Origin of the sequence: Nocardioides sp. SR21 (assembly GCF_022761125.1) — a bacterium.
GTDB lineage: Bacteria > Actinomycetota > Actinomycetes > Propionibacteriales > Nocardioidaceae > Nocardioides.
Map to the genome: position 1 here is coordinate 91143 of NZ_JAKWJR010000013.1, position 22930 is coordinate 114072.

Genomic DNA, 22930 nt, shown 5'->3' on the forward strand with positions numbered 1-22930 from the left:
ACCACTCCCCCGAACGTCCCCCTGAAATCACCCAGAACCCAAGCCCTGAAAGGGGTTTCATGACTGTCGCACGCCCACTCGACGGTGTCCGGGTCGTCGAGTTCGGCCACGTCGCCGCGGGTCCGTTCGCGGCCCTGGTGCTCGCCGATCTCGGCGCCGACGTGGTCAAGATCGAGAGCCCGACGGGCGACCAGATGCGCGCGTGGCCCCCGATCGCGGAGGCCGACGGCGAGCGGTTCAGCCACAACTTCGCGGCCGTGAACCGCAACAAGCGCAGCGTGGTCGCCGACCTCAAGGACCCCGACGACCTCGCCCGGGTGCGCGAGCTGTGCCTGGCCGCCGACGTGCTCGTCGAGAACTACCGGCCAGGTGTCCTGGCCCGGCTCGGCCTCGGCTACGACGCGCTCGCCGCCGAGCACCGCGGACTCGTCTACGCGTCGGTCTCGGGCTTCGGCCAGACCGGGGCGTACGCCGGGCTCGGTGCGTACGACGTCGTGATCCAGGCGATGAGCGGGCTGATGAGCGTCACCGGCACCGAGGACGGCGACCTGGCCAAGGCCGGCGTACCGGTCGCGGACTTCACGAGCGGGCTGTACGCCGCCCTCGGCGTCCTGGCCTGGCTCCCCCAGGTCCGTGGCAGCGGCCGCTCGGTGCACCTCGACGTCCCGATGCTCGACTGCCTGCTGGCGACGTCGGCGCTGCAGACCAGCGAGTACTGGGGATCCGGCGTCGAGCCGGGACCGCTCGGGACCCGCCACCCGCGCAACGCGCCGTACCAGGTGTTCGCGGCGCGAGACGCGTCGTTCGTGCTCGCGGCCGGCAACGACCGGCTCTGGCGGGCCGTGTGCGACGTCGTCGACTGGCCCGAGCTCGCCGAGGACCCGCGGTTCGTGACGCAGGGCGTGCGGGTCACGCACCAGCTCGAGCTCGAGAAGCTGCTCAACGAGGCGTTCGGCGAGCGGGACGCAGCCGAGTGGGTGACGCTGCTGCGCGCCGCCGGCGTCCCGTCCGGGCCGGTCAACCGGTTCGGCGAAATCCTCGCCGACCCCGCGGTGCACGAGAGCGGGCTGGTGCGGCCGTACGACGTCCCGGTCGCCGGACCGTCGTGGACCACGGTGTTCCCCGTGCGCGCGACCGGCACCGAGCCGCGGCTCGACCGGTCGGCACCGCGACTGGGCGAGCAGACCGACGAGGTCCTGGCCGAGTGGGCCGCCCGGTGAGCATCGCCCGGCTGGTCCTGAACCGGCCCGAGCGGGCCAACGCCCTCGACGCGGCGACGGTCGAGCGCCTGCACCGCGAGACGTCTGCGGCAGCCCAGGTCGTCGTCATCGAGGCCCGCGGGCCGGTCTTCTGCGGCGGGTTCGACCTCGGGTCGCTCGACGAGGCGACCGATGCCGACCTGCTGCTGCGGCTGGTCCGCATCCAGCTGCTGCTCGAGCGGTTCGCCGCGAGCCCGGCGGTCACCGTGGCGATCGTCCAGGGGGCCGCGGTCGGCGCCGGCGCGGACCTCGCGCTCGCTGCCGACGTGCGTCTCGGCCTGCCGGACGCCTCGCTTCGCTTCCCGGGCGCGGGCTTCGGCGCGGTGCTCGGCACCGCACGGCTCGCGGCGCTCACGTCGCCGCCGTACGCCACCGAGGCCGCCGCGACCGGACGCCGGATCTCGGCAGCCGAGGCGTTCGACCACGGACTGCTGCGGCCGGTCGCCACGCTCGACGACGCCGAGGCGGAGGTCGCACGGCTCGCCGCGCGCCCGCTCCCCACCGGCACCGTCGCCCGGCTGCGGGCCGCCGCTGCCACGACCGCCGCCGACCCGCTCGGGCACCTCGTCCGCTCCCTGGCCGACCGGCCCGGGCTCCGTGACCGCATCCAGACCTACCAGACAGGAGCACGATGACCACCACCCTCCACGATCCCCAGCTCGCGACGCTGATCGACGAGATCGGCGCGCTCGTCGCCGCGCACGACGACGAGCAGGTGCTGACCGAGCTGGTCGCCGAGCGGCTGCGTGCCGCGCTCGCGACCGGGATCGACCTGCCCGAGCCGCTGACCCGGCCGGACACCGAGCGCTACGTGATGTACCCGCTGCACGTCGACCCCGACGGCCGGTTCTCGATCGCCTCGGCGGTGTGGAACGTCGGCCAGGGCACGCCCGTGCACGGCCACGAGACGTGGGGCGTGGTCGGCATCCACTCGGGTGTCGAGCACGAGATCAGCTTCGACAAGCCCGAGCGCGAGGGGCTGCCCCTCACCCAGAACGGTGAGGAGGAGTGGGGCGTCGGCCAGGTCACGGTCTGCTGCACCACCGACGACGACGTGCACCAGGTCTTCTGCGGCGGGGACGAGCCGTGTGTGGGCATCCACGTGTACGGCGCCGACATCGGCACCCTCCCCCGCCGCTCGTACCAGCCCGAGACCGGCGAGGTCTCGTGGTTCACCTCTCGATGGACCCAGCCGAACCGAACGGAGCCCACCCGATGACCGCCAGGAACGACCGCTCGTACGCACCCGCCCTGCGCCGCGCCGCCCCGACCGAGGCCGCGGGCTACGCCGCGCTCGCGGAGGCGGCGTTCAAGAACGAGGACGGCCTGATCCCGCTCAAGTACCGCGAGCTGATCGCGGTCGCGGTCGCGCTCACGACGCAGTGCGAGATGTGCCTCGAGAGCCACGTCGCGGCCGCGGCCGACGCCGGCGCCACCCAGGAGGAGATCGCGGAGGTCACGTTCGTCACCGCCGCGATCCGCGCCGGCGGCGCGTTCACGCACGGCCTCAAGGCGCTGCGGATCCTCGACCACCACCAGACCCACTGACAGCAGGAGACAGACATGGCGAACGACCGCACGATCAAGCTCGGCGTGGTGCCGTACGGCGCCGGCGGACCGGGCTCCTACCAGCTCTGGCACGACCCGGAGATCCCCGGCGACGCGAGCGTGAGCATCGACTGGTTCGCCGGTGTGGCCAGGGCCGCCGAGCAGGCCAAGTTCGACCTCATCTTCATCGTCGACAGCCAGTTCATCACCCCCCACTCGCCGCCGCACTACCTCAACCGGCTCGAGCCGCTGACGCTGCTCTCGGCGCTGGCCACCCACACCTCGCACCTCGGCCTGGTCGGCACCGCGACCACGTCGTACAACTCCCCCTTCAACCTGGCGCGACGGTTCGGCTCGCTGGACCTGATCAGCGGTGGCCGGGCCGGGTGGAACGTCGTCACCAGCGGCGACCCGGGCGCCGCCGGCAACTTCGGGCTGGAGGAGCACTACGACTACGACACCCGCTACGGCCGGGCGCAGGAGTACGTCGAGCTCGCGCGGGCGCTGTGGGACAGCTACGAGGACGACGCGTTCCCCCGCGACCGGGAGACCGGTGTCTTCCTCGACCCGAGCAAGCAGCACGCGCTCCACCACCGGGGTGAGTACTTCTCGGTCGCCGGGCCGCTGAACCTGCAGCGCTCACCGCAGGGCCAGCCGGTGATCTTCCAGGCCGGCGACTCCGACCAGGGCCGCGACCTGGGTGCCGCGACCGCCGAGGGCATCTTCACGTTCGCGCCGAGCGTCGAGGCCGGGCAGGCGTTCTACGACGACCTCAAGACGCGCGCCCGGCGCTTCGGACGCAGCCCCGACGACATCGTGATCATGCCCGGCATCAACGCGATCGTCGCGGACACCGACGAGGAGGCGCGCGACCTCGAGCAGCACTTCCGCGAGACCGACCACGGCTTCGACCACGCGCTGTCGGACATCTCGCGCTCGTTCGGCTGGTACGACTTCCGTCAGCACGACCTGGACGCGCCGTTCCCGGTCGAGGCGCTCGCGCATGCCGAGCGCAGCTTCTACACGCAGGCGCAGAAGGTCACCCAGCTCGCGCAGGAGCAGGGCCTCACCCTGCGCGAGACGGTGCTGGCCGGCCGGCGCCGGGCCGGCGGTCCGTTCGTCGGCTCCGCCACCACCGTCGCCGACCGGCTGCAGCAGTGGTTCGAGGCCCGCGCGGCCGACGGCTTCCTCGTCGACTACAGCCACCCGGCGACGTTCCGCCGCTTCGCCGGCGAGGTCGTCCCGCTCCTCCAGGAGCGTGGCCTGTTCCGCACCGACTACACCGCGGACACCCTGCGCGGGAACCTCGGCCTGCCGTTCGCCGAGAACCGGCACACGGTCGCGCGGCAGGGCGTTGAGCAGGCAGGTTGATCATTTCCTGACGATCGGGCACAGGTCCGGCATGAGCGGATCCGCGCTGACCAGACCACACCGGGGACTCCCGAGCTGGCTCGCCCTGCTCGGGTACGTCGCCGCTGTCGTGCTCGTCGCCGCGCTCGGGGGCGCGGCGGCGAGCAACAGCGGCGAGACCTACGACCGCCTGGACCTGCCGCCGTTCGCGCCGCCGAGCGCGGTGTTCGGCCCCGTCTGGACGCTGCTGTACGCGATGATCGCGCTCGCCGGGTGGCTGGTGTGGCGCCGCGTCGGCATCGACGCGTCGATGGCGCCGTACGCCGTCCAGCTCGTGCTCAACGCCGCATGGACGCCGCTGTTCTTCGCGGCCGGGTGGTACGGCGTCGCGCTGCTCGAGATCGTGGCCATGCTGATCGCGATCGGCGTGACGATCGCGCAGTTCTGGACCCGGTCGCGGGCGGCCGCCCTGCTGCTGGTCCCCTACGCCGCGTGGGTCGCGTTCGCGACCTGCCTCAACGCGTCGATCTGGTGGCTCAACCGCTGACGGGCTCGAACTCGACCTTGCGCGTCTCCACGTCGGCCACCGTCAGTCGCAGGCGCACGTCCGTGCCGAGCGGCAGTGGCGCCGTGCCGACCACCCGCGCCTCGACGTCGGGGTCGTGGATGAGCGCGACGCCGCGCTGCGGGTCCTTCTCGTCGACGTCGACGATCACGCCGGGGAACTCGTCGCCGACGCGGTCGGAGAGCACGCCCGCCTCGACCAGGTCGAGCACCGCGCGCTCGTAGGCGCGCGACCGGCTGCCGGACGACGCCAGCGTCTTCGGCAGCCCCGGCAGAGCGGCGATCACCCAGTCCGGGACGTCGGTGCCGGCACACAGCGCGAGGCACACCTCGGTCGCGTAGCGGTCGCCGAGCCGGCGCAGCGGCGCGGTGACGTGGGCGTACTCCGACGCCAGCGCCGCGTGCTGCGGCTGGGCCGGCACCTCGCCGTCGAAGGCGACGTACCCGCTCCCGCGCAGCAGGCGCGCGCTGGCGTTGACCATCGCGGCGTGCGCAGGCAGCTCGGGGTCGAGAGACCGGATGAAGTCCGGGTAGAGCTGCTCGGCCGGCCACTCGATGCCGAGGGCGCGGGCGGTGCGGTGCAGCCGCTGCACGTCGTGCGGGTCCGGCGGCGGGAGCGTGCGCAGCAGCCCGACGCGGGCGTAGACCATCAGGGCAGCGGCGGCGTACCCGGTGAGCAGCGAGATCTGCGCGTTCCACCGCTCGACCGGGAGCTGCTCGCGGAACTCGAGGTGCCAGCGCTCCCCCACGACGTCGACCTCCTGCTCGGGCAGCGGCAGCGCCACGCCGCCGCGGACCGCCTCCCTGGCGAGCCGCAGCTCGCCGACCTTCTGGAGCAGGGCGATGGTCCCGTCGGCGCGGCCGGCGTCGAGCTCGGCCTGGACGCCGTCGTACGACAGCTTGGCGGTCGAGCGGACCCGCGCGCGCTCGACCTGGACGTCGCTCCGCTCGCCGTCACCGTTGACGCGGATCGTCCACAGCACCGCCGGCCGCACCTGGTCGGGCAGCAGCGAGGCGGCGTCCTCCGACAGCACCTTCGGGTGCAGCGGCACCTTGGAGTCCACGCCGTACAGCGTCTCGCCGCGGTTGTTCGCCTCCACGTCGACCGGGTCGCCGGGCTGGACGAACGCCGCGACGTCGGCGATCGCGTAGTGCACCACGAACCCGTCGCCGTCGGCCTCGATGTGCAGCGCCTGGTCGAGGTCCATCGCCGACTCGGGGTCGATGGTCACGAACGGGATGTCGGTGCGGTCGAGGTCAGGGAGCCGCGGCGAGGCGGCCGCCTCGCGGGCGGCCGCCTCCACCTCGGGCGGGAACTCCGGGGTGACCCCGAGCTCGTCCTGGATGCGTTGGATGCCGGCGCGCAGCCGATCGGCGGCCACCCCGTCGTCGACGGATCGGACCCGGACGACGCGGGAGCTCGGCATACCGGCACCCTAGGGCAGCCGCCCAACAATCACCCGAACATTCCGGGCTGATAGCCGCCGGCCGGCGTACCGGCGATGACGTTCATGCGGTTCCAGGCGTTGATGACGGCGATCACCGCGATCAGCGCGGCGACCTCCTCCTCGTCGTAGTGCTTGCGCACCGCCTGCCAGGTGTCGTCGCTGATGCCGGTGGCGGCGTCGGCGATCCGGGTGCCCTCCTCGGCCAGCGCGAGCGCGGCCCGCTCGGCCTCGGTGAACATCGTGGCCTCGCGCCAGGCGGCGACCAGGAAGAGCCGGGTCGGGTCCTCGCCGGCGGCCAGTGCGTCCTTGGTGTGCATGTCGGTGCACATGCCGCACCCGTTGATCTGGCTGGCGCGCAGCTTCACCAGCTCCTGCACCGCCTTCGGCAGCGAGGATTCCGCGACCACGTGTGAGGCGCCGGTGAACCGTCGGATGAAGCTCGTCATGAGCTCGGAGCTGAACAGGTCGAATCGTGTCTCGGTCATGCCCACAAGACACCGGCCGTCACCCGCCTGTGACACCTCTGGGAAACTTCCTCGGTGCTGATCCTGCTGCCGCCCAGCGAGGGCAAGGCCGCCGCGCGCCGCGGCAAGCCCCTGGACCTGTCGACGCTCGACTTCGCCGACCTCACCGCTCCCCGCGAGCGGGTGCTCGACGCGCTCGTCGAGCTGTGCGAGGGCGACCCGGACGTCGCGGCCAAGACCCTCGGCATCGGGACGACGCAGCTCGACCGGGTCGAGCTGAACCGCGGGCTGCGGACCGCGCCGACCGCGCGGGCCGACCAGGTCTACACCGGCGTCGTGTACGACGCCCTCGACTTCGCGACCCTCTCGTCCGGCGCGAAGCGGCGCGCGAACACCCGGGTCGCGGTCACGTCCAGCCTGTTCGGGCTGGTGCGCCCGGCGGACCGGATCCCGTCGTACCGCCTCTCCGGCGACACCACGCTCCCCGGTCTCGGTCCGGTCGCCGGCGTGTGGCGCGAGCACCTCGGCGCCGTGGTGACCGAGGCCGTCGGCAGCGGCCTGCTTGTCGACCTGCGCAGCGGGACCTACGTGAACTTCTGGCGCCCGGCCGGCGTGAGGAGCGCGACCGTGCGCGTGCTCCACGAGCACAACGGCCAGCGCAAGGTGGTCAGCCACTTCAACAAGGCGACCAAGGGCCGGATCGTGCGGGCGCTGCTCGAGGCCGGCGCCGACCCGCGTACGCCGGCCACGCTCGCGGCAGTGCTCCGCGACCTCGACTGGGTGGTCGAGGAGGACGGCAGCCAGCTCGACGTGGTGGTCAGCGAGCTGTAGCTGGGCGGGTGGCGGTGCTGTGCTGCGGTTGGCGCTGCTGCGGTTGGCGCGGGTTGGCGCTGCTGCGGTTGGCGCTGGGTGGCGCTGCTGCGGTTGGCGCGGGTTGGCGCTGCTGCGGTTAGCGCGGGTTGGCGCTGCTGCGGTTAGCGCGGGTTGGCGCTGCTGCGGTTTCACCATGTGATGCAGACGAACCGACACTTCACATGGCCTGCACACCGTGTGAAGTGCAGGTTCACCTACATCACATGGTGAACCTGCGACGGCCGGGACCAGCCCCCAGCGCAGGTTCACCTACATCACATGGTGAACCTGCGGCGGCTGGGACCAGCCCCCAGCGCAGGCTCGCCTACATCACATGGTGAACCAGCGACGGCTACGACCAGCCCGTCACCACGTCGACCCGGCGAACACGTCGTTGCCGGGCGGCAGCGCGTTGTACATCCGCATCGACGCGGTGCCGTTGAACCACGACAGCACGGTGACCGACGCGGGCGTGAGCTCCATCCGGAACACTGCGTCGAGCGGGGCGTCGAGCGCGTGCGAGACCAGCGTCTTGATCGGCGTCACGTGCGAGACCACGACCACGGTCTTGCCGGCGTGCTTGTCCAGCACCCGCGAGAGGCCGTCGAGCACGCGCGCCTGCACGACGCGGAACGACTCGCCGCCCTGGGGCGCGGCGTCGAGCGAGCCGAGCCAGGCGGTGAGGTCGTCGGGGTACTTCTCCCCCACCTCGGTGAAGGTCATTCCGTCCCAGACGCCGAACTCCATCTCGGCGAAGCCGGGCTCCACCTCGATCTCGTGACCCAGCATCTCGGCGAGGATCTCGGCGGACTCGAGCGTGCGCCGCACCGGCGACGCGACGACCGCCTCGACCCGGTCGGCCAGCGGCGACAGCCAGTCGGCGACCGCGCGGATCTGCGCCCTGCCCTCGTCGCTGAGCCCCGGGTTGGCGCTGGCGAGCCCGCCGGAGAAGCGCTTCTCGACCGTGTGCGGCGTGACGCCGTGGCGCACCAGCACGATCGTGGTCGGCGTACCGACGTTGCGGCCCCAGCCCTGGGTCTGGCTCTGGATCGACGGGGCCGGCGACTCGACCTCCTCGATCAGCGACTCGGCCGGGTCGACCTCGCCGGCCACGGTGACACCGCTGCGCTTGCCGTCCAGTGCCTCGTTGGCGAGCCGGTCGGCGTGCTTGTTCTGCTCCCGCGGGACCCAGGTGTACGTCGTCCCGAACGGCGCCAGGCTGTTCGCCTCGGCCGCCAGCGGCTGCATGTCCGGGTGCTTGATCTTCCAGCGCCCCGACATCTGCTCGACGACGAGCTTGGAGTCCATCCGGACCTCGATGTCGGCCTCGGGCGCGTACTGCTCGGCCATCCGGAGCCCGGCGATCAGGCCGGAGTACTCCGCGACATTGTTGGTCGCGACCCCGATCGTGCTGCCGTCCTCGGCGAGCACGGCCCCCGTCTCGGCATCGCGCAGGACCGCGCCGTACCCGGCCGGTCCGGGGTTGCCGCGCGAGCCGCCGTCCGCCTCGATGATGACGGAGCGGGGTCCGGTCACAGGCCCGACTCGGGGGTCCGCACCAGGATCCGCGAGCACTCCTCGCAGCGGACCACGGTGTCGTCCGGGGTCGAGGCGATCACCGCGAGCTCGGCGTTGTCGATGCCCAGCTGGCAGCCGGTGCAGCGGCGCTGCCGGAGCTCGGCCGCCCCGACGCCGTTCTTCTGGGCGCGCAGCTTGTCGTAGAGCGCCAGCAGGTCCTCGGGCAGCCCGGCGGCGACCGGGTCGCGGTCAGACACCACGGTCGAGAGCTCGGCGTCGATCTCGGCCAGCTTGGCGTCGCGGGTCGCACCGAGCGCCGTGAGCTGCTCGTCGGCCTCGGCGACCTGCGCGGTGAGGGCGTCGAGGTCGCGCTGGGCGTCCTCGAGACGGGCCATCACCTCCAGCTCCTCGTCCTCGAGGGTCGAGATCCGGCGCTCGAGGGACTCCAGCTCGTGCTGCATCCGCTCGAGGTCCTTGGGGTTGGTGATCAGCCCCTGGTCCATCCGGTCCCGGTCACGGGTACGCCGCGTCTTCACGGCCTCCACGTCGGCGTCGACCTTGGACTGCTCCGCGGTCAGGTCGTCGACGGCGATCCGGGCGTCGCGGGCACGGTTGTCGACGTCGGTACGGCGCTTCTCGATCTCGGCGATCTCCGCGAGCTCGGGCAGCGACGCGCGCTGGTGGCGCAGCTGGTCGGCTCGGGCGTCGAGACCCTGCAGGTTGAGGAGCTCGAGTTGGGCGGACGGTGCGGCTTTCAGCGGAGGCTCCTAGATCTGGAATTGCCAGGGATCGGTCCGGATGGTGCTCACCCGGGTCTCCACCGTATCGTCCAGCGCCGCGCGGAGCCGAGCCTCCACCACCGGGAGCCAGGTCCACTCGGCCGCCCAGTGCGCGACGTCGACGAGCGCGGCGCCCTCCCGCTCGCTGAACTCGCCGGCCGGGTGGTGCCTGAGGTCGCTGGTCACGTAGACGTCCGCGTCGGTGCGCGCGACGGTGTCGAGCAGGAAGTCGCCCGCTCCCCCGCACACCGCGACCCGTCGTACCGGCCGGTCCGGGTCGCCCGCGACGCGCACGCCCTGCGCGGTCGCCGGCAGCGCGGACGACACCGACTGGGCGAACTCGCGCAGCGTGGTCTCGGGCACGGAGCCGATCCGTCCGGTGCCCGTGCCGGCCAGGCCCGGGTCGGCCAGCTCGACCACGTCGTACGCCGGCTCCTCGTACGGGTGGGCCGCCAGCAGCGCCCGCACCACGTGGCCGCGCAGCGGCCGCGGCAGCACGACCTCGATCCGCTCCTCGGCGACCGTCTCGACCTCGCCGACCGAGCCGAGCACCGGGTTCGCGCCCTCGAGGGGGCGGAAGCGGCCCTGGCCGGGCGTCGAGAACGACGCCTGGTCGTAGTCGCCGATCCGCCCGGCACCGGCGGCGGCGAGCGCCGCCCGCATGGCCTCCGCCGAGTCGACGGGGACGTACGTCGTCAGCTTGTCCATCGGCTCCGACGGCGCGGGCACGATCGGCGCCAGGTCGCTCAGCCCGAGCGCCAGCGCCATCGCCTCCGAGACACCGCCGACGGCCTGGTCGGCGTTCGTGTGCGCGGTCAGCAGCGCGCAGTCCGCGCCCATCAGGCGGGTGACCGTGCGCCCCTTCGGTGTGGTCGCCGCGAACCCGTGCACCGGCTTGAGGAACAACGGGTGGTGCACGACCAGCAGGTCCGCGCCCCAGTCGACGGCCTCGCGGGCGACCTCGAACGTCGGGTCGACCGCGAACATGACCTTCTCGATCGCCTGGCCCGGGTGGCCGCACACGAGGCCGACGGCGTCCCAGGAGTCGGCAGTGGCCGGCGGGTACCAGCCGTGCAGCAGGTCGACGACGTCCTTGAGGGCGGGCATGGGCGTCAGGCTACTGTCGCAGCCATGGCCGTCGTGAAGATCAATGCCATCTCCGTCCCGCCGCAGGCCCACGAGGAGCTCGAGAAGCGATTCTCGAACCGTGCCCACACGGTCGACGGCACCCCGGGCTTCCTCGGGTTCCAGCTGCTCCGCCCCGTGGCGGGCGAGGATCGCTACTTCGTCGTCACCCAGTGGGAGGACGAGGAGTCCTTCGCCGCATGGCGCGACGGCGACGCGATCCGCGCGCACGCCGGGGAGGGGGCCAACCCGGTCTCGACCGGCGCCGACCTGCTGGAGTTCGAGGTCGTGCTGGACGTCAAGAAGGCTCCCTCCGCCTAGTTGACCTGGCGCTCGTAGCCCTCCCAGTACGGCGCCCGCAGCTTGAACTTCTGCAGCTTGCCGGTCGCCGTGCGCGCCAGCTCGTCACGGAACTCCACCGACGTCGGCGCCTTGTAGCCGGCCGCCTTGCCCTTGCACCAGGCGATCAGCTCCGCCTCGGTGACCGACGCGCCCTCGGCGAGCACGACGAGCGCCTTGATGGTCTCGCCCCACTTCTCGCTCGGGACGCCGATCACCGCGACCTCGGCGACCGCGGGGTGCGAGAACAGCACGTCCTCGACCTCGATGCTCGAGACGTTCTCGCCGCCGGTGATGATCACGTCCTTCTTGCGGTCGCTGATCGTGAGGTAGCCGTCGTCGCCGAGGACGCCACCGTCACCGGTGTGGAACCAGCCGCCGGCCAGCGCCTTCGCGGACTCCTCGGGCTGCTCCCAGTAGCCCTCGAGCACGACGTTCGAGCGGGCGAGCACCTCGCCGGCCGCCTCCTCGTCGTCGGAGATCTTCAGGCGTACGCCGAGCGCGGGCGCGCCGGCCCGGGTCAGCTTCGTCGCCTTCTCGAGCGGGTCGAGGTCGTCCCACTCGGCGCGGGTGCGGTTGAACGTCAGCAGCGGGGAGGTCTCGGTGAGGCCGTAGATCTGGATGAACTCCCAGCCCAGCTCCTGCTCGACGCGGGCCACGGTCTTCGTCGGCGGCGGCGCGCCGGCCATGATGATCCGGACCTTGTCGCGCCCGGGGATCTCGCCCTCCCAGGTCTGCGCGGCCTCGAGCACGGCCGCGGCGACCGCGGGCGCCGCGCACATGACGGTGACACCGTGGTCGCGCACGCGGCGCAGGATCTCGGCGCCGTCGATCTTGCGCAGCACGACGTGCTTCACGCCCATCCCGGTCATGGCGTACGGCATCCCCCAGCCGTTCGCATGGAACATCGGCAGGGTGTGCAGGTAGACGTCACGGTCGTTGACCCCGGCGTGAAGCGCGAACGTCACTGCGTTCACCCAGATGTTGCGGTGCGTGATCTGCACGCCCTTGGGCCGCGCGGTCGTGCCCGAGGTGTAGTTGATGCACGCGGTCGCGTTCTCGTCCGGCTCCCACGGCCGAGGTTCGGCGTCCTCGGGTACGTCGAGCGCCGCCGGGTCCCCGAGCACGAGCTTGAACTCCGCCTCGACGTCCTTCAGCGACTCCTCGAGCTCGGGGTCGACGAGCAGCACCCGGGCGCCGGAGTGCTCGACGATGTACTTCACCTCGTCGGGACGCAGCCGGAAGTTCACCGGCACGAGCACGCGGCCGTAGCCGCTCACGCCGAAGAACGCGCTCAGCAGCCGCGCGCTGTTGTGGCTGACGATCGCGACCCGGTCCCCGACGTCGAGCCCGAGCTTGTCGAGCATGGCCGCCTGCCTGCGGGCCCGCTGGCCGACCTGGGCGTACGTGAGCTCACCGAGAGTGGGCGCCGGCTGGTCCGGCTCGTCGACGACGCCGATGCGCTCGCCGTACACCTGCACCGCGCGGTCGATGAAGTCCGAGACGCTGAAGGGGACGATCATGCTCGCCACTGTAGCCATCGGCGGGCGCCATGAGAGTCCTCTCATCGGGGTCTCATCGACGCCCCACGATCAGGGAGGATGGTGGGGACATGAAGACGTTCTGGAAGGTGCTGCTCGGACTCGCGCTCGTCGTCCCGATGGTGGCGTACGTCGCGGGCTCCCTCGTCGCGTCCGCGGCCGACGACCCTGCCCAGCGGGAGACCATCCAGATCCAGGAGCCGAGCCCCACGCCGAAGCCGAAGCCGAAGCCCGCCAAGACGCCCGACCCTGCCCAGGAGAGCGACGACGTCGAGGTGATCACGCCCGAGTACGAGGACTTCGACGACCACGACGACCACGGGGACGACGACGGCGAGGACCACAGCGGTCGCGGTGGCGGCGGGGACGACGACCGCGACAACGACCGCGACAACGACCGGGACGACGACAGCGGGCACGGTGGCGAGGACTAGCCTCTCGGTCCGCGCCCGGATCACCGCCACGGTCGCGGCCCTGACCCTGGTCGGGCTGGTGGTGGCCGGCGTCGTCGTCTACACGATCGAGTCGCAGCGCCTCGACCAGGCGATCACGGCAGAGACCGAGCAGGAGTTCGCCGAGCTGGCGCAGCTCCAGGAGCGGCAGACGTTCGACGGTCCCGAGGCCATGATCCGGCAGTTCATGCTCCGCAACGTGCCGGACGAGAACGAGGTGCTGATCGGCTGGTGGGACGACCGGGTCGCCGCCGTGTCTCCCCGGGAGGACCCGGTCAGCGAGAACGCCGTGCTCGTGGAGGCCGTGCGCTCCCACCTGGCCGACAACGGCACCAGCCGTGTCGACACCGACCTCGGCGAGCTCGAGGTCAGCGTGCAGAGTCTCAGCGGAGGCGACACGACCGGCGCTTTGGTGGTGGTGACCTACCTCGACCGCGCCCGGTCCGGACTGCACGACACCATGCGAACGTACGCGATCGTCGCCGGCCTGGCGCTGCTGATGGTCACCGCGGTGGCGTGGTGGGTCTCCGGGCGGCTGCTCTCCCCGATCCGCACCCTGCGCGAGACCGCCGACGACATCTCCGAGACCGACCTGTCCCGCCGGCTGCCGGTGACCGGCAACGACGACATCACCGCGCTGACGCTGACGTTCAACGGCATGCTCGACCGGTTGGAGGCGGCGTTCGTCGGGCAGCGCCAGTTCCTCGACGACGCGGGCCACGAGCTGAAGACCCCGCTCACGGTGCTACGCGGCCACCTCGAGCTGCTCGACACCGACAGCCCCGAGGACGTCGCCGAGACCCGGCTGCTGCTGCTCGACGAGATCGACCGGATGTCGCGCCTGGTCGGCGACCTGATCCTGCTCGCGAAGAGCGACCGCCCCGACTTCCTGCGCCCGCGCGACGTGGACCTCGACGGGCTCACCCGCGACCTGGTCACCAAGGCGCGCGGGCTCGGCGACCGCGCATGGTCGCTCGACGGGACCGCGGAGGTCAAGGTCCGAGCCGACGAGCAGCGGCTCACCCAGGCCGTCCTCCAGCTCGCCGACAACGCCGTCAAGCACACCCAGGACGGTGACCTGGTCGCGATCGGCTCGTCGTACGACGGGCACGCCGCCCGGCTCTGGGTCCGCGACACCGGGCCCGGCGTACCGTCGGAGGACCGCGAGCGGATCTTCGAACGGTTCGGCCGCAGCGCCGTGCTCCCGGGCGACGAGGGCTTCGGCCTCGGCCTCTCGATCGTCGGCGCGATCGCCCACGCGCACGGCGGCCGGGTTGCGGTGGAGGATGCCGACCCCGGCGCCCGCTTCGTCATCACGCTCCCCGAGGAGGACCCGTGGCCCGCATCCTGATCGTGGAGGACGAGGAGCGGATCGCGTCGTTCGTCGCCAAGGGGCTGCGCGCCGAGGGCCACCAGACCACCACCGCCGCGGACGGGCGGGTCGGGCTCGACCACGCGATGAGCGGCGACTACGACCTGGTGGTGCTCGACATCGGGCTGCCGGGCATGGACGGCTTCGAGGTGCTCGACCAGCTGCGCTCGCAGGGGTCGGCGGTGCCGGTGATCGTGCTGACCGCGCGCGACTCGGTCGGCGACACCGTGTCCGCGCTGGAGGGGGGCGCCGACGACTACATGCCCAAGCCGTTCCGGTTCGCCGAGCTGCTCGCCCGGGTCCGGCTGCGGCTTCGCCAGGGCCAGGACGCCGGGGCGCCCCGCCAGGACTCGGTCGCGGCCGGCGGCGTCCGGCTGGACCTGCGCACCCGGCGCGCGCAGGTCGGCGAGCGCGAGGTGGACCTGTCGGCGCGCGAGTTCGCGCTCGCCGAGATCTTCATGGTGAACGCCGGGCAGGTGCTCTCGCGCGAGCAGCTCCTCGACCACGCCTGGGGCCTCGACTTCGACCCGGGCTCCAACGTCGTCGACGTGTACGTCGGCTACCTGCGCCGCAAGTTCGGCGCCGACACCATCGCGACCGTGCGCGGGATGGGCTACCGCTTCAACCGCTGACCCGGACGAGCTGCACCACGCGCGCGACCGCCAGGTCGACGCGCCACTCCCCCGGCGGCGGCGTGGCACCGGCGGTCGCGACGGCTCCGGCCACCAACGCGGCGATCGACGGCGGGAGGACGACCTCGTCCTGGTCGAGCAGCCACCGGCCCTGGCCGAGGAGGTCGGCCGCCCCCGGACGCCCCAGCTCCACGAGCGCGACGGCGGCGCCGACCGCAGCCTCGCCGACCGCGCCGGCCGCCGCGAACGCCTGGGGCCCGACGAGCGCGCGGCCGAACCAGACGAGCGCCTCGCCCGGCTCTCCGACCAGGAGCGCGGCCCAGCCCGCGTTGGTCGCCATCGTGGCCGTGGGGCGGATCCCGAAGCGGGCTCGCGCCTCCGCCGCCGCCGAGGTCAGCAGGTCCAGCGCATCGCGTGGGCGTCCTGCGTCGAGGTACGAGAGGGCGACCTTGGGCAGCACGGCGACGTGGTCGACCGCCGACGCCCGAGCACCCACCCACGCGAGCGCCTCCTGGGCCGAGGCGACGGCCAGATCGGGGCGGCCGGCCGCCGCCTCGACCACGCCGCGGGTCGCGATGATCTCCGGGAGTGCGTGCCGCGCGCTCCGCGACGCCACTCGCTGGCAGCCGTCGAGGCGCTTCCGGGCGAGCTCGACGTCGCCCTGCACGTAGGCCGTGATCGCCGTCATGAGACCGAGGAGGACGGTCCAGTCCGCGTCACCCTCGAGCGCGGCAGCGACCTCGGCGAGCTCGGCGTCGGTCCAGGCGATCCGGTGCCCGAAGGCCGCGTGCGTCACGCGCAACCGAGCACGCTGGACCGGGCGGAGGTCGTCGTGCTCCAGCAGCCGGCCGGTCCAGTGCAGGCCAGGATCCGGGGTCTCGACGAAGAGCCAGCGGCGACAGAGCGCGAGGCCCACGTCGGCCGCGGCGTCCGGCTGCCCCCGGTCGAGGAGGTGTTGCAGTGCCTCGAGGTGGTCGTCGTACGTGCGACCGACGTGCTCGACGAGCTCGTCGGAGAGCCGAGCATCGCGCCACAGCCCCGCGAACCAGGCAGCATGCCGGTCGCGGGTGGCCTCGAGCCGGCCGGACGCCTCGAGCTCCTCCCGCGCGAGGTCGCGCACGGTGCGCAGCATCCGGAAGCCGAGGCCGTCGTCCCCGCGGTCGACCGCCACGAGGTGGCTGGCGGCGAGCTCGCCGAGGACCCGGTCGACGGTGGCCGCGCTGCCGCCGAGGACGGCCCGGGCCGCTGCGGGGCTGAACGACCCCGCGAAGACCGCGAGCCGACCCAGCGCGACGCGCGCCTCGGGATCGAGCCGGTCGACGCTCCAGCTGATCGTGCGACGCAACGAGCGCTGCCGGGCGTCACGGCCGACCTCCACCGAGTCGAGGTCGAGCGGCTGCTCGACGACCTCGACCAGGTCGGCGATCGGCATGGTCGCGGCCCGTCCGGCGATCAGCTCGAGCGCCAGGGGCAGCCCGTCGAGGCGACGCGCCACCTCGGCGAGGACGGAGAGCTCGGCGTCCGACCACGGCAGCTGGCCGGCCGAGACCGACCCGACGCCCCGGTCGGTCAGGCGCTCCGCCAGCAGCCGCACCGCGGGTGAGGTGCGGACGTCGTCCGGCGTCGACAGCGACCCGGGCACGGCGAGCGGCGCGACGTCGACCAGCCGCTCACCCAGGACGCCGAGCGGCATCCGCGAGGTGACGACGAGCCGGACGCCGGGACACCCGGCGAGGATGGCCCGAGCCAGCTCCGCGGCCGGCTCCAGCACCCACTCGGCCTCGTCGGCGAGCACCGTGACCTCGGCGCTGCGCAGCGCGTGCACGAGTCCGGCGACGGCGGACCCGCCGACGTCGCGGAGCGGCAACCCCGTCGCCATCGCGAGACCCGCCGCGAGGTCGTCCGCGCGGGAACCCGCGTGACCGGACAGCGCCACGAAGGCGAGGTCGACGCCGGCCTCGGTCAGCCGGGCACCCGCGTCGGCCAGCAGGCGGGACTTGCCCACGCCCCCCGGTCCGGTGATCGTGACCAGCCGGATGCCCTGGGCGACCGCGCTGAGCACCGCGTCCAGCTCGGCCTCGCGCCCGATCGTCGGTGACGTCGGCGTCGGCAGGCGGAACCCGGGGTGCACCGGCCGGGTCCTCGCCGTGGGCGCGTCCGCCGCGCGGTCGAGGAGCCGCCGGTGCTCGGCCACGGCGGCCGGGCCGGGGTCGACACCGAGCTCCTCCCGCAACCGGTGCCGCAGCGCCGCGAAGGTCTCCAGCGCCTCGGCAGGACGACGCAGCCGGTCGGCCGCCCGCATCGCCAGCACGGCCGCCTCCTCGTCGAGCGGCTGCTCGGCCAGCAGCTCGAGCCCGAGACGCAGTGCCTCGTCGGCCCCCGAGCTGCTCCTGCCCTCGAGCAGCGCCGCCGCGAGCTCGCGGCGTACGTGACGGTGCAGCTCCTCGAGCCGGACCCGCTCGACGAGCACCAGGTCGCCCGGCACGCCGGCGTACGCCGCGGAGCCGGTCCACAGACCGACCGCCTCGCGCAGGCGCTCGACCCGGTCCTCGGTGCGTGGGCTCGTCGCGAGCTCCACGAAGCGGTCCGCGTCCACCTGGACGTCGGGCGGCACCAGGTAACCGGCGTCCGTCGTGTGCACGAGCCCGGCACCGTGCTGACGCCTCAACCGGGCGACCACGGTGTGCACCACCGAGACCGAGGGCGCGTCCTCGCCCCAGACCAGGTCGAGCAGGACCTCCGCGGGCACCGGGCGGCCGCGGCGGGAGAGCAGGACCGCGAGCACACCGCGGGGTCGGTCGCCGCGCGGCGCGTCGGCGACACCGGCCGCGTCCCCGACCCGCACAGGTCCCAGGACACTGACCAGCACCTGCTCATGCAACCACACGCTCACGGCGGCCCCTGGGCGAGGAGCTCCTCGACCCCGAGCACGTATCCGTCCTCCGGCCCGAGCCGACGCGCCCCCAGCCGCGCGAGCCAGGCCAGGACCCGCTCGTTGCCCGGCACGACGTACGCGTGCAGGTGAGGTACGCCGGCGTGCGCCGCGTCCCGGACGAGCGAGGCCAGCAGCGCCCGCCCGACGCCAGCACCGTGCCAGGCGTCGGCGACCTCCAGCGCGACCTCCGCCGGGCCGAGGTCCCGCCTGGTCCACCGGGCGAGGCCGATCGGACGGCCAGCGAGCCGGGCGACGAGCACCTGCTGCCGTCCGGGCGTGATCGTGGCCAGGGCCCGAGCGGACCGGGGCGGCAGCCGCGTCATCCCGGTCCCGAAGCGAGCGAAGGCCGAGGCGAGCGACAGACCGGCGAAGACGTGCTGCACGGTCCAGGTGTCCCCGTCCCGGAGGCCGGAGATGGAGAGCCCCTGGAGCGGGGAGGCGAGGCAGGTCGACATGGCTCCGACGGTCGCCGCACCACCTGTCACGGACCTGTCACCGGACCTGACAGGTCGGAGACAGGCGTGGAAGTGAGCGTCGGGGCGTTCCCCGAGACGAGGAGGCACCATGCCGCTCGACAACCACCGGCCGCCCTCGGCCGACCCCTTCTACGACGCGGTTGCCAGCCCGGCAGCCCCCGGCAGGCCGGTGCGGATCCGGCCGGTCCCGGTCAGCACCGGCGTGCCGGCGGCGGCGTGGCAGGTGGTGCACGGCTCGACCGACACGCTCGGGCACCCGAACGCCGTCTCCGGCACCGTCATCGTGCCCGAGGCGCCGTGGACCGGCCCCGGCCCGCGCCCGGTTGTCGGCTACGGCGCCGGCGTCCACGGCCTGGGGCGGGACGCGGCGCCCAGTCATCTGCTCCGCACCGAGACCGAGAGCGAGGTCGTGCTGGTCGACCTGGCCCTTGCTCGTGGCTGGGCGATCGCGTTCAGCGACGGCGAGGGCCTCGGCCTCCCCGGGCCGCACACCTACGGCGCCGGACGCGCCGGCGGACAGGCGATGCTCGACCTCGTCCGCGCCGCGCACCTGGTCGCACCCGAGCTGGACCCGCAGGCACCGGTGCTGCTCTGGGGCTACTCCGAGGGCGGTCGCAACGCCGCGTGGGCCGCCGAGCTCCATCCGGCGTACGCGCCGGGTCTCCCGCTGGTCGCCGTCGCCGCGGGCGGCGTGCCGGCCGACCTCTACGAGACCGCGCGCACCATCGACGGCGGGCCGTACAGCGGTCTCAACCTCGCCGTCCTCGTCGGGCTCGCCCGGGCGTACGAGCGGAGCGTCCCCGAGCTGCCGTCGATCCTCAGCCCCGCAGGGCGGGCCGCCGCGGCCGAGGCGGCCACCCTCGACGTGGTGGGCCTGGTGCTCGGCTTCCCGGAGCCGCTCGCGACGTGGACGCGGCGCAGCGCTCCCTGGGACGACCCGACGTGGCGGCGGGTGCTGGCGGCCGAGTGCCTGGGGCAGCGGGCACCCGCGGTGGCGACGTACCTCTACCACGCGGCGGGCGACGAGATCGTCCTGCCGGAGCTCGCGCGCCGGCTCGCCCACACCTACGAGGCGGCCGGTCGTGAGGTCACCTGGGCCGAGGTACCCGCAGGCAACCATCTCGCCGGCGCCCATCTCGGCGCCGGCGCCGCCCTCGACTGGCTGGCCGACCAGCTCGATCAGCGGGTGCGGAGCCCGCTCCCGAGCCGCGCGGAGGGCTGGCGGTCCAGCACGGGCTCGATCGCCTCGGCGACCTCGTGAGGCAACGGCCGGTTCGCAGGATCGAGCTCGAGGGCGGCGTACACGACCTTGGTGACCTCGGCGGGCGTGCGGTCGGGCAGGTCACGCTGCTCGGTGACGGTCTCGTACGCGCGCTCCCCCGCGATCGCCTCGAACAGCGTGGCACCGAGACCCCAGACGTCGCTGGCCGGGCCTGGGGCGCCGTACCGCTCCGGGTCCCACTGCTCGGGCGCCATGTAGGCGTCGGTGCCGATCCGGACGCTGCGCGCGGCGTCCTCGACCGGACGCGCGACCGACAGGTCGATCAGCCGGGCGGGCGCCCCCATGATCACGTTGCTGGGCTTGATGTCGAGGTGCGTCCACCCGATCCGGCGCAGGTAGTGCAGGGCGCTGGCGACCTCGATCGCGAGCGGGAGGTACTGGTGCTCGGGCAGCGGCCCGTAGCGCCGTACCAGCGTGGAGAGCCGCGGGCCGTCGACCTGCTCCAGCACGACGTGGGGCCGCCCGCCGGCGAGCTCGTGGCGGAGGCCGCGGACGACCACCGGGTGGTTGACGGCGGCGAGCGCGTCGACCTCGCGGGCCAGCCCACGCAGGGTGTGCTCGTCGTCGACCCGGTCCGGGCGGACGACCTTGGCGACGACGGGTCCGTAGGTGTGCTCGTCGAAGGCGAGGTAGGCCTCGTAGGCCGACCCGCCGCCGAGCCGACGGACAGCCGTCAGCTCGGCGGTGATCGGGTCACCCTCGACGAAGCCCCAGGAAGCAGAGCTCGTCATCGTGGTCAGCCCCGCGTGTTGTGACGGGTGCGGTCGTTGGTGTCGTTGCGGCTGTGGTCCACGTTGCCGCGGCCCGGGCCGTCGCTGGTGAGGTCGCGGACGGAGCCGCTGCGGCTGTTGTCGTGGCCGCTGTTCGTCCCGGTGCGGGTGTTGGTCGCCCCGTTGGTGTTCGTGCGTGTGTTCGTGTTCGTGCCCTTCAGGCCGGTGTCGTCACCGTCGTCATCGTCGTCGACCGTGGTCACCACGACCTGGGTGTCGTCGTCGCGCTTCGCGGCCACCTGGTCGTCCTTCGCGCTGGCGCTCGTCGCCGGCCAGGCGACCAGCCCCGCCACGACCAGCCCAGCGAGCCCGACCGTCCCCGTCTTCAGCAGCGTGTTCATCGTGTCGTCCTCTCGTCGGTGTCTGTTGACGAGGACGACTCTTCCGGTCCGCGGTGAGCCGACGATGAGTCGCGCATGAGAGTGCTCTCACCACGCTTCGGCCGACACCCGGGCGGGTACAAGGCGGACGACTCAATGTCGGGGGACATCAGTAGGAGTGCGCATGAATGGCTCGGCCGCAGCCTCCCAGGCGGCTGCGACGGGAGTGCTCGGGGACCGGTACCGGCTCGAGCGCCTCCTGGGGCGCGGCGGCATGGCCGACGTGTACCGCGCCCAGGACACCCTCCTGGACCGGCCCGTCGCGGTGAAGGTCCTCCGCGAGGACACGCCCGACGGCTCCGACCGCGCCCGGTTCACCGCGGAGGCGCGCACCCTCGCCCAGCTCTCCCACACCGGCCTGGTGATGATGCTCGACGCCGGGATGGGCGCCGCCGACACCTCGGACCGGCCCTTCCTGGTCATGGAGCTCGTCGAGGGACCGACCCTGGCCCAGGCGCTCGCCGACGGGCCGCTGGACCTGGAGCGCGCCGGCGCCATCGGCGTGCAGGTCGCCGACGCGCTGGCGTACGCCCACGACCGCGGCGTCGTCCACCGAGACGTCAAGCCCGGCAACGTGCTGCTCGGAGCCGACCAGCGCGTCAAGCTCGCCGACTTCGGGATCGCCCGGCTGATCGGCGACACGGTCCGGCACACCGCGACCGGGCAGGCCATCGGCACGGCCGCCTACCTGGCTCCCGAGCAGGTCACCGGCGCCGAGGTCGCCGGACCGGCCGACGTGTATGCGCTGGGGCTGCTGCTGCTGGAGGCGCTGACCGGCGTCCGTGCCTACCCGGGAACCCCCGTCGAGGCGGCCATGGCGCGGCTGGCGCGGCGCCCCGACGTGCCCGCGGACCTGCCCGCGGCCTGGCGGGAGCTCCTCGAGTCGATGACCGCGCTCGACCCCGCCGACCGCCCCACCGCGGCCACGGTCGCCGCCTGCCTGCGCACGCAGCCGACCGAGCTGATCCCGGTCGCGGCGATCCGCGAGGTCACGCCGGCGCCGATCGCGACCCCGGGACCGGTCGCGCAGCGCGGCCCCTGGACGGAGCGGCTCCGCGCCCTGCCGCCCCACCAGGTCGCGATCGCCGCGGTGCTCGCGAGCCTGCTCCTGCTGATCGTCGTCGCCGCGCTCGCGGCGGGAGACGACACTCCTCAGCGAGAGCTGCCCCCGAACACGCCGACCCGGCTCCAGCAGCCCCTCACCGACCTCCACCACGCGGTCGAGGGGTGAGCCGATGACGCGGATGGCCTGGTTCGCGACCGGCGTCGCGCTGGCGGTCCTGACCACCGGCTGCGCGGACGACGACCGCCCGGCCGACGCCGTACCCGCCCTCTCGACCCAGCTGGACCGCGTGGACGCCGCGATCTCCTCCGGCCGGTTCGGTGCGGCCCGATCGGCGCTGGGCGACCTCGGGGACGAGACCGAGCAGGCCCGCGCGGACGGCACCCTGGCCGAGGACGACGCCGACGCGATTCTGGCGGCGATCAGCGCCCTCGAGGGACAGCTGCCCGCCCCGGCCGACCAGCCGCCGGAGGCCGCGTCGGCGACGCCGTCCGCGACGCCGTCAGCGACCCCGTCGACCGAGCCGCCTGCCGACGAGCCCGATCCGAAGCCGCACCCCAAGCCCGAGAAGAAGCCGAAGAAGGCCAAGAAGGAGCACCCGAAGCCCGGCCACGGGAAGCCGGGCCACGGGCCTGCTCACTGAACGGCTCCGTCACTGAGCGGCTCGGCCACTGAACGGCTCGGCCACTGCAGTCGCAGGTTCACCATGGTAGGCAGGCGAACCTGCACTTCTCATGGCCTGCACGCCATGGGAAGTGCAGGTTCAGCACCATCACATGGT

Annotated in this window: 24 protein-coding genes; 14 read left to right on the forward strand and 10 right to left on the reverse strand. The window is 73.3% G+C overall.

Going from position 1 to position 22930, the window contains the following annotated elements; genetic code table 11:
- The first annotated feature begins 59 nt into the window (after positions 1-59).
- From MJ604_RS21280 to MJ604_RS21305, 6 genes are read left to right on the forward strand one after another with little or no spacing between them, the layout of a single operon-like run.
- Complete coding sequence (locus tag MJ604_RS21280) at positions 60-1220, forward strand: CaiB/BaiF CoA-transferase family protein (protein ID WP_243060719.1); 1161 nt, start codon at positions 60-62, stop codon at positions 1218-1220.
- Positions 1217-1894 (forward strand): enoyl-CoA hydratase/isomerase family protein, encoded by a 678-nt coding sequence (locus tag MJ604_RS21285; protein WP_243060720.1) that lies wholly within the window; start codon positions 1217-1219, stop codon positions 1892-1894. The genes MJ604_RS21280 and MJ604_RS21285 overlap by 4 nt, the downstream gene beginning before the upstream one ends.
- Entirely contained in the window at positions 1891-2478 is a 588-nt protein-coding gene (locus MJ604_RS21290; RefSeq protein ID WP_243060721.1) for a hypothetical protein, read from the forward strand. The genes MJ604_RS21285 and MJ604_RS21290 overlap by 4 nt, the downstream gene beginning before the upstream one ends.
- Positions 2475-2807 carry a carboxymuconolactone decarboxylase family protein gene (locus MJ604_RS21295; RefSeq protein WP_243060722.1) on the forward strand — a complete coding sequence of 111 codons (333 nt, stop codon included), beginning with the start codon at positions 2475-2477 and terminating at the stop codon, positions 2805-2807. Before MJ604_RS21290 ends, MJ604_RS21295 begins: the two co-directional genes overlap by 4 nt.
- Positions 2808-2822: 15 nt before the next feature.
- On the forward strand, positions 2823-4178 hold the full coding sequence (locus tag MJ604_RS21300) for an LLM class flavin-dependent oxidoreductase (RefSeq protein ID WP_243060723.1): 1356 nt from the start codon (positions 2823-2825) through the stop codon (positions 4176-4178).
- Between the two features lie 31 nt (positions 4179-4209).
- A complete protein-coding gene (locus MJ604_RS21305; RefSeq protein WP_243060724.1) occupies positions 4210-4704 on the forward strand; it encodes a TspO/MBR family protein in 495 nt (164 codons plus the stop codon).
- On the opposite strand, the gene MJ604_RS21310 is transcribed toward MJ604_RS21305, so the two are convergent.
- Positions 4694-6148 (reverse strand): RNB domain-containing ribonuclease, encoded by a 1455-nt coding sequence (locus MJ604_RS21310; protein ID WP_243060725.1) that lies wholly within the window; start codon positions 6146-6148, stop codon positions 4694-4696. The genes MJ604_RS21305 and MJ604_RS21310 overlap by 11 nt on opposite strands.
- A 29-nt stretch (positions 6149-6177) precedes the next feature.
- Positions 6178-6654, reverse strand: a complete 477-nt coding sequence (locus tag MJ604_RS21315; RefSeq protein WP_374458363.1) for a carboxymuconolactone decarboxylase family protein — start codon at positions 6652-6654, stop codon at positions 6178-6180.
- A 54-nt stretch (positions 6655-6708) separates the two neighbouring features.
- On the opposite strand from MJ604_RS21315, the gene yaaA reads away from it, so the two are divergent.
- On the forward strand, positions 6709-7464 hold the full coding sequence (gene yaaA, locus MJ604_RS21320) for a peroxide stress protein YaaA (protein ID WP_243060726.1): 756 nt from the start codon (positions 6709-6711) through the stop codon (positions 7462-7464).
- A gap of 387 nt (positions 7465-7851) precedes the next feature.
- Here yaaA and MJ604_RS21325 read toward each other — a convergent pair whose 3' ends face one another.
- From MJ604_RS21325 to MJ604_RS21335, 3 genes are all read right to left on the reverse strand, one after another.
- Entirely contained in the window at positions 7852-9021 is a 1170-nt protein-coding gene (locus MJ604_RS21325) for a bifunctional RNase H/acid phosphatase (protein ID WP_243060727.1), read from the reverse strand.
- Positions 9018-9539, reverse strand: coding sequence for a zinc ribbon domain-containing protein (locus tag MJ604_RS21330; RefSeq protein WP_243060728.1), 522 nt, complete (start codon positions 9537-9539; stop codon positions 9018-9020). Before MJ604_RS21330 ends, MJ604_RS21325 begins: the two co-directional genes overlap by 4 nt.
- A gap of 231 nt (positions 9540-9770) precedes the next feature.
- Positions 9771-10889, reverse strand: a complete 1119-nt coding sequence (locus MJ604_RS21335; RefSeq protein WP_243060729.1) for a Nif3-like dinuclear metal center hexameric protein — start codon at positions 10887-10889, stop codon at positions 9771-9773.
- 24 nt (positions 10890-10913) lie between these two features.
- Here MJ604_RS21335 and MJ604_RS21340 point away from each other — a divergent pair, with 24 nt between their 5' ends.
- On the forward strand, positions 10914-11228 hold the full coding sequence (locus MJ604_RS21340) for an antibiotic biosynthesis monooxygenase (protein WP_243060730.1): 315 nt from the start codon (positions 10914-10916) through the stop codon (positions 11226-11228).
- On the opposite strand, the gene MJ604_RS21345 is transcribed toward MJ604_RS21340, so the two are convergent.
- On the reverse strand, positions 11225-12769 hold the full coding sequence (locus MJ604_RS21345) for an AMP-binding protein (protein ID WP_243060731.1): 1545 nt from the start codon (positions 12767-12769) through the stop codon (positions 11225-11227). The two genes, MJ604_RS21340 and MJ604_RS21345, sit on opposite strands and share 4 nt — an antisense overlap.
- Before the next feature lie 89 nt (positions 12770-12858).
- On the opposite strand from MJ604_RS21345, the gene MJ604_RS21350 reads away from it, so the two are divergent.
- From MJ604_RS21350 to MJ604_RS21360, 3 genes are read left to right on the forward strand one after another with little or no spacing between them, the layout of a single operon-like run.
- A complete protein-coding gene (locus MJ604_RS21350; RefSeq protein ID WP_243060732.1) occupies positions 12859-13221 on the forward strand; it encodes a hypothetical protein in 363 nt (120 codons plus the stop codon).
- The gene (locus tag MJ604_RS21355; protein ID WP_243060733.1) at positions 13208-14590 is read left to right on the forward strand and encodes a cell wall metabolism sensor histidine kinase WalK; all 1383 of its coding nucleotides are present in this window, start codon (positions 13208-13210) and stop codon (positions 14588-14590) included. Before MJ604_RS21350 ends, MJ604_RS21355 begins: the two co-directional genes overlap by 14 nt.
- Positions 14575-15243, forward strand: a complete 669-nt coding sequence (locus MJ604_RS21360) for a response regulator transcription factor (RefSeq protein WP_243060734.1) — start codon at positions 14575-14577, stop codon at positions 15241-15243. The genes MJ604_RS21355 and MJ604_RS21360 overlap by 16 nt, the downstream gene beginning before the upstream one ends.
- On the opposite strand, the gene MJ604_RS21365 is transcribed toward MJ604_RS21360, so the two are convergent.
- Positions 15233-18088 (reverse strand): BTAD domain-containing putative transcriptional regulator, encoded by a 2856-nt coding sequence (locus tag MJ604_RS21365; RefSeq protein WP_243060735.1) that lies wholly within the window; start codon positions 18086-18088, stop codon positions 15233-15235. The genes MJ604_RS21360 and MJ604_RS21365 overlap by 11 nt on opposite strands.
- Positions 18089-18132: 44 nt before the next feature.
- The gene (locus MJ604_RS21370; protein WP_243060736.1) at positions 18133-18633 is read right to left on the reverse strand and encodes a GNAT family N-acetyltransferase; all 501 of its coding nucleotides are present in this window, start codon (positions 18631-18633) and stop codon (positions 18133-18135) included.
- Positions 18634-18742: 109 nt separating this feature from the next.
- On the opposite strand from MJ604_RS21370, the gene MJ604_RS21375 reads away from it, so the two are divergent.
- Positions 18743-19915 carry a lipase family protein gene (locus MJ604_RS21375; RefSeq protein ID WP_243060737.1) on the forward strand — a complete coding sequence of 391 codons (1173 nt, stop codon included), beginning with the start codon at positions 18743-18745 and terminating at the stop codon, positions 19913-19915.
- On the opposite strand, the gene MJ604_RS21380 is transcribed toward MJ604_RS21375, so the two are convergent.
- Both MJ604_RS21380 and MJ604_RS21385 read right to left on the reverse strand, forming a co-directional pair.
- Positions 19834-20667 (reverse strand): serine/threonine-protein kinase, encoded by an 834-nt coding sequence (locus tag MJ604_RS21380; protein ID WP_243060738.1) that lies wholly within the window; start codon positions 20665-20667, stop codon positions 19834-19836. The genes MJ604_RS21375 and MJ604_RS21380 overlap by 82 nt on opposite strands.
- 5 nt (positions 20668-20672) lie before the next feature.
- Positions 20673-21047, reverse strand: a complete 375-nt coding sequence (locus MJ604_RS21385) for a hypothetical protein (protein WP_243060739.1) — start codon at positions 21045-21047, stop codon at positions 20673-20675.
- Between the two features lie 163 nt (positions 21048-21210).
- Here MJ604_RS21385 and MJ604_RS21390 point away from each other — a divergent pair, with 163 nt between their 5' ends.
- A complete protein-coding gene (locus MJ604_RS21390) occupies positions 21211-22317 on the forward strand; it encodes a serine/threonine-protein kinase (protein WP_243060740.1) in 1107 nt (368 codons plus the stop codon).
- Between the two features lie 4 nt (positions 22318-22321).
- On the forward strand, positions 22322-22792 hold the full coding sequence (locus MJ604_RS21395) for a hypothetical protein (protein WP_243060741.1): 471 nt from the start codon (positions 22322-22324) through the stop codon (positions 22790-22792).
- Positions 22793-22930: the final 138 nt, after the last annotated feature.

Excerpts from the sequence above, each read along its gene's own strand:
- MJ604_RS21310 (WP_243060725.1), bottom strand. The coding sequence starts at position 6,148 with ATGCCGAGCTCCCGCGTCGTCCGGGTCCGATCCGTCGACGACGGGGTG.
- MJ604_RS21290 (WP_243060721.1), top strand. The coding sequence starts at position 1,891 with ATGACCACCACCCTCCACGATCCCCAGCTCGCGACGCTGATCGACGAG.
- MJ604_RS21340 (WP_243060730.1), top strand. The coding sequence starts at position 10,914 with ATGGCCGTCGTGAAGATCAATGCCATCTCCGTCCCGCCGCAGGCCCAC.
- MJ604_RS21305 (WP_243060724.1), top strand. The coding sequence starts at position 4,210 with ATGAGCGGATCCGCGCTGACCAGACCACACCGGGGACTCCCGAGCTGG.
- MJ604_RS21370 (WP_243060736.1), bottom strand. The coding sequence starts at position 18,633 with ATGTCGACCTGCCTCGCCTCCCCGCTCCAGGGGCTCTCCATCTCCGGC.
- MJ604_RS21300 (WP_243060723.1), top strand. The coding sequence starts at position 2,823 with ATGGCGAACGACCGCACGATCAAGCTCGGCGTGGTGCCGTACGGCGCC.
- MJ604_RS21375 (WP_243060737.1), top strand. The coding sequence starts at position 18,743 with ATGCCGCTCGACAACCACCGGCCGCCCTCGGCCGACCCCTTCTACGAC.
- MJ604_RS21280 (WP_243060719.1), top strand. The coding sequence starts at position 60 with ATGACTGTCGCACGCCCACTCGACGGTGTCCGGGTCGTCGAGTTCGGC.
- MJ604_RS21395 (WP_243060741.1), top strand. The coding sequence starts at position 22,322 with ATGACGCGGATGGCCTGGTTCGCGACCGGCGTCGCGCTGGCGGTCCTG.
- MJ604_RS21380 (WP_243060738.1), bottom strand. The coding sequence starts at position 20,667 with ATGACGAGCTCTGCTTCCTGGGGCTTCGTCGAGGGTGACCCGATCACC.
- MJ604_RS21295 (WP_243060722.1), top strand. The coding sequence starts at position 2,475 with ATGACCGCCAGGAACGACCGCTCGTACGCACCCGCCCTGCGCCGCGCC.
- MJ604_RS21390 (WP_243060740.1), top strand. The coding sequence starts at position 21,211 with ATGAATGGCTCGGCCGCAGCCTCCCAGGCGGCTGCGACGGGAGTGCTC.
- MJ604_RS21345 (WP_243060731.1), bottom strand. The coding sequence starts at position 12,769 with ATGATCGTCCCCTTCAGCGTCTCGGACTTCATCGACCGCGCGGTGCAG.
- MJ604_RS21315 (WP_374458363.1), bottom strand. The coding sequence starts at position 6,654 with ATGACCGAGACACGATTCGACCTGTTCAGCTCCGAGCTCATGACGAGC.
- MJ604_RS21385 (WP_243060739.1), bottom strand. The coding sequence starts at position 21,047 with ATGAACACGCTGCTGAAGACGGGGACGGTCGGGCTCGCTGGGCTGGTC.
- MJ604_RS21335 (WP_243060729.1), bottom strand. The coding sequence starts at position 10,889 with ATGCCCGCCCTCAAGGACGTCGTCGACCTGCTGCACGGCTGGTACCCG.
- MJ604_RS21350 (WP_243060732.1), top strand. The coding sequence starts at position 12,859 with ATGAAGACGTTCTGGAAGGTGCTGCTCGGACTCGCGCTCGTCGTCCCG.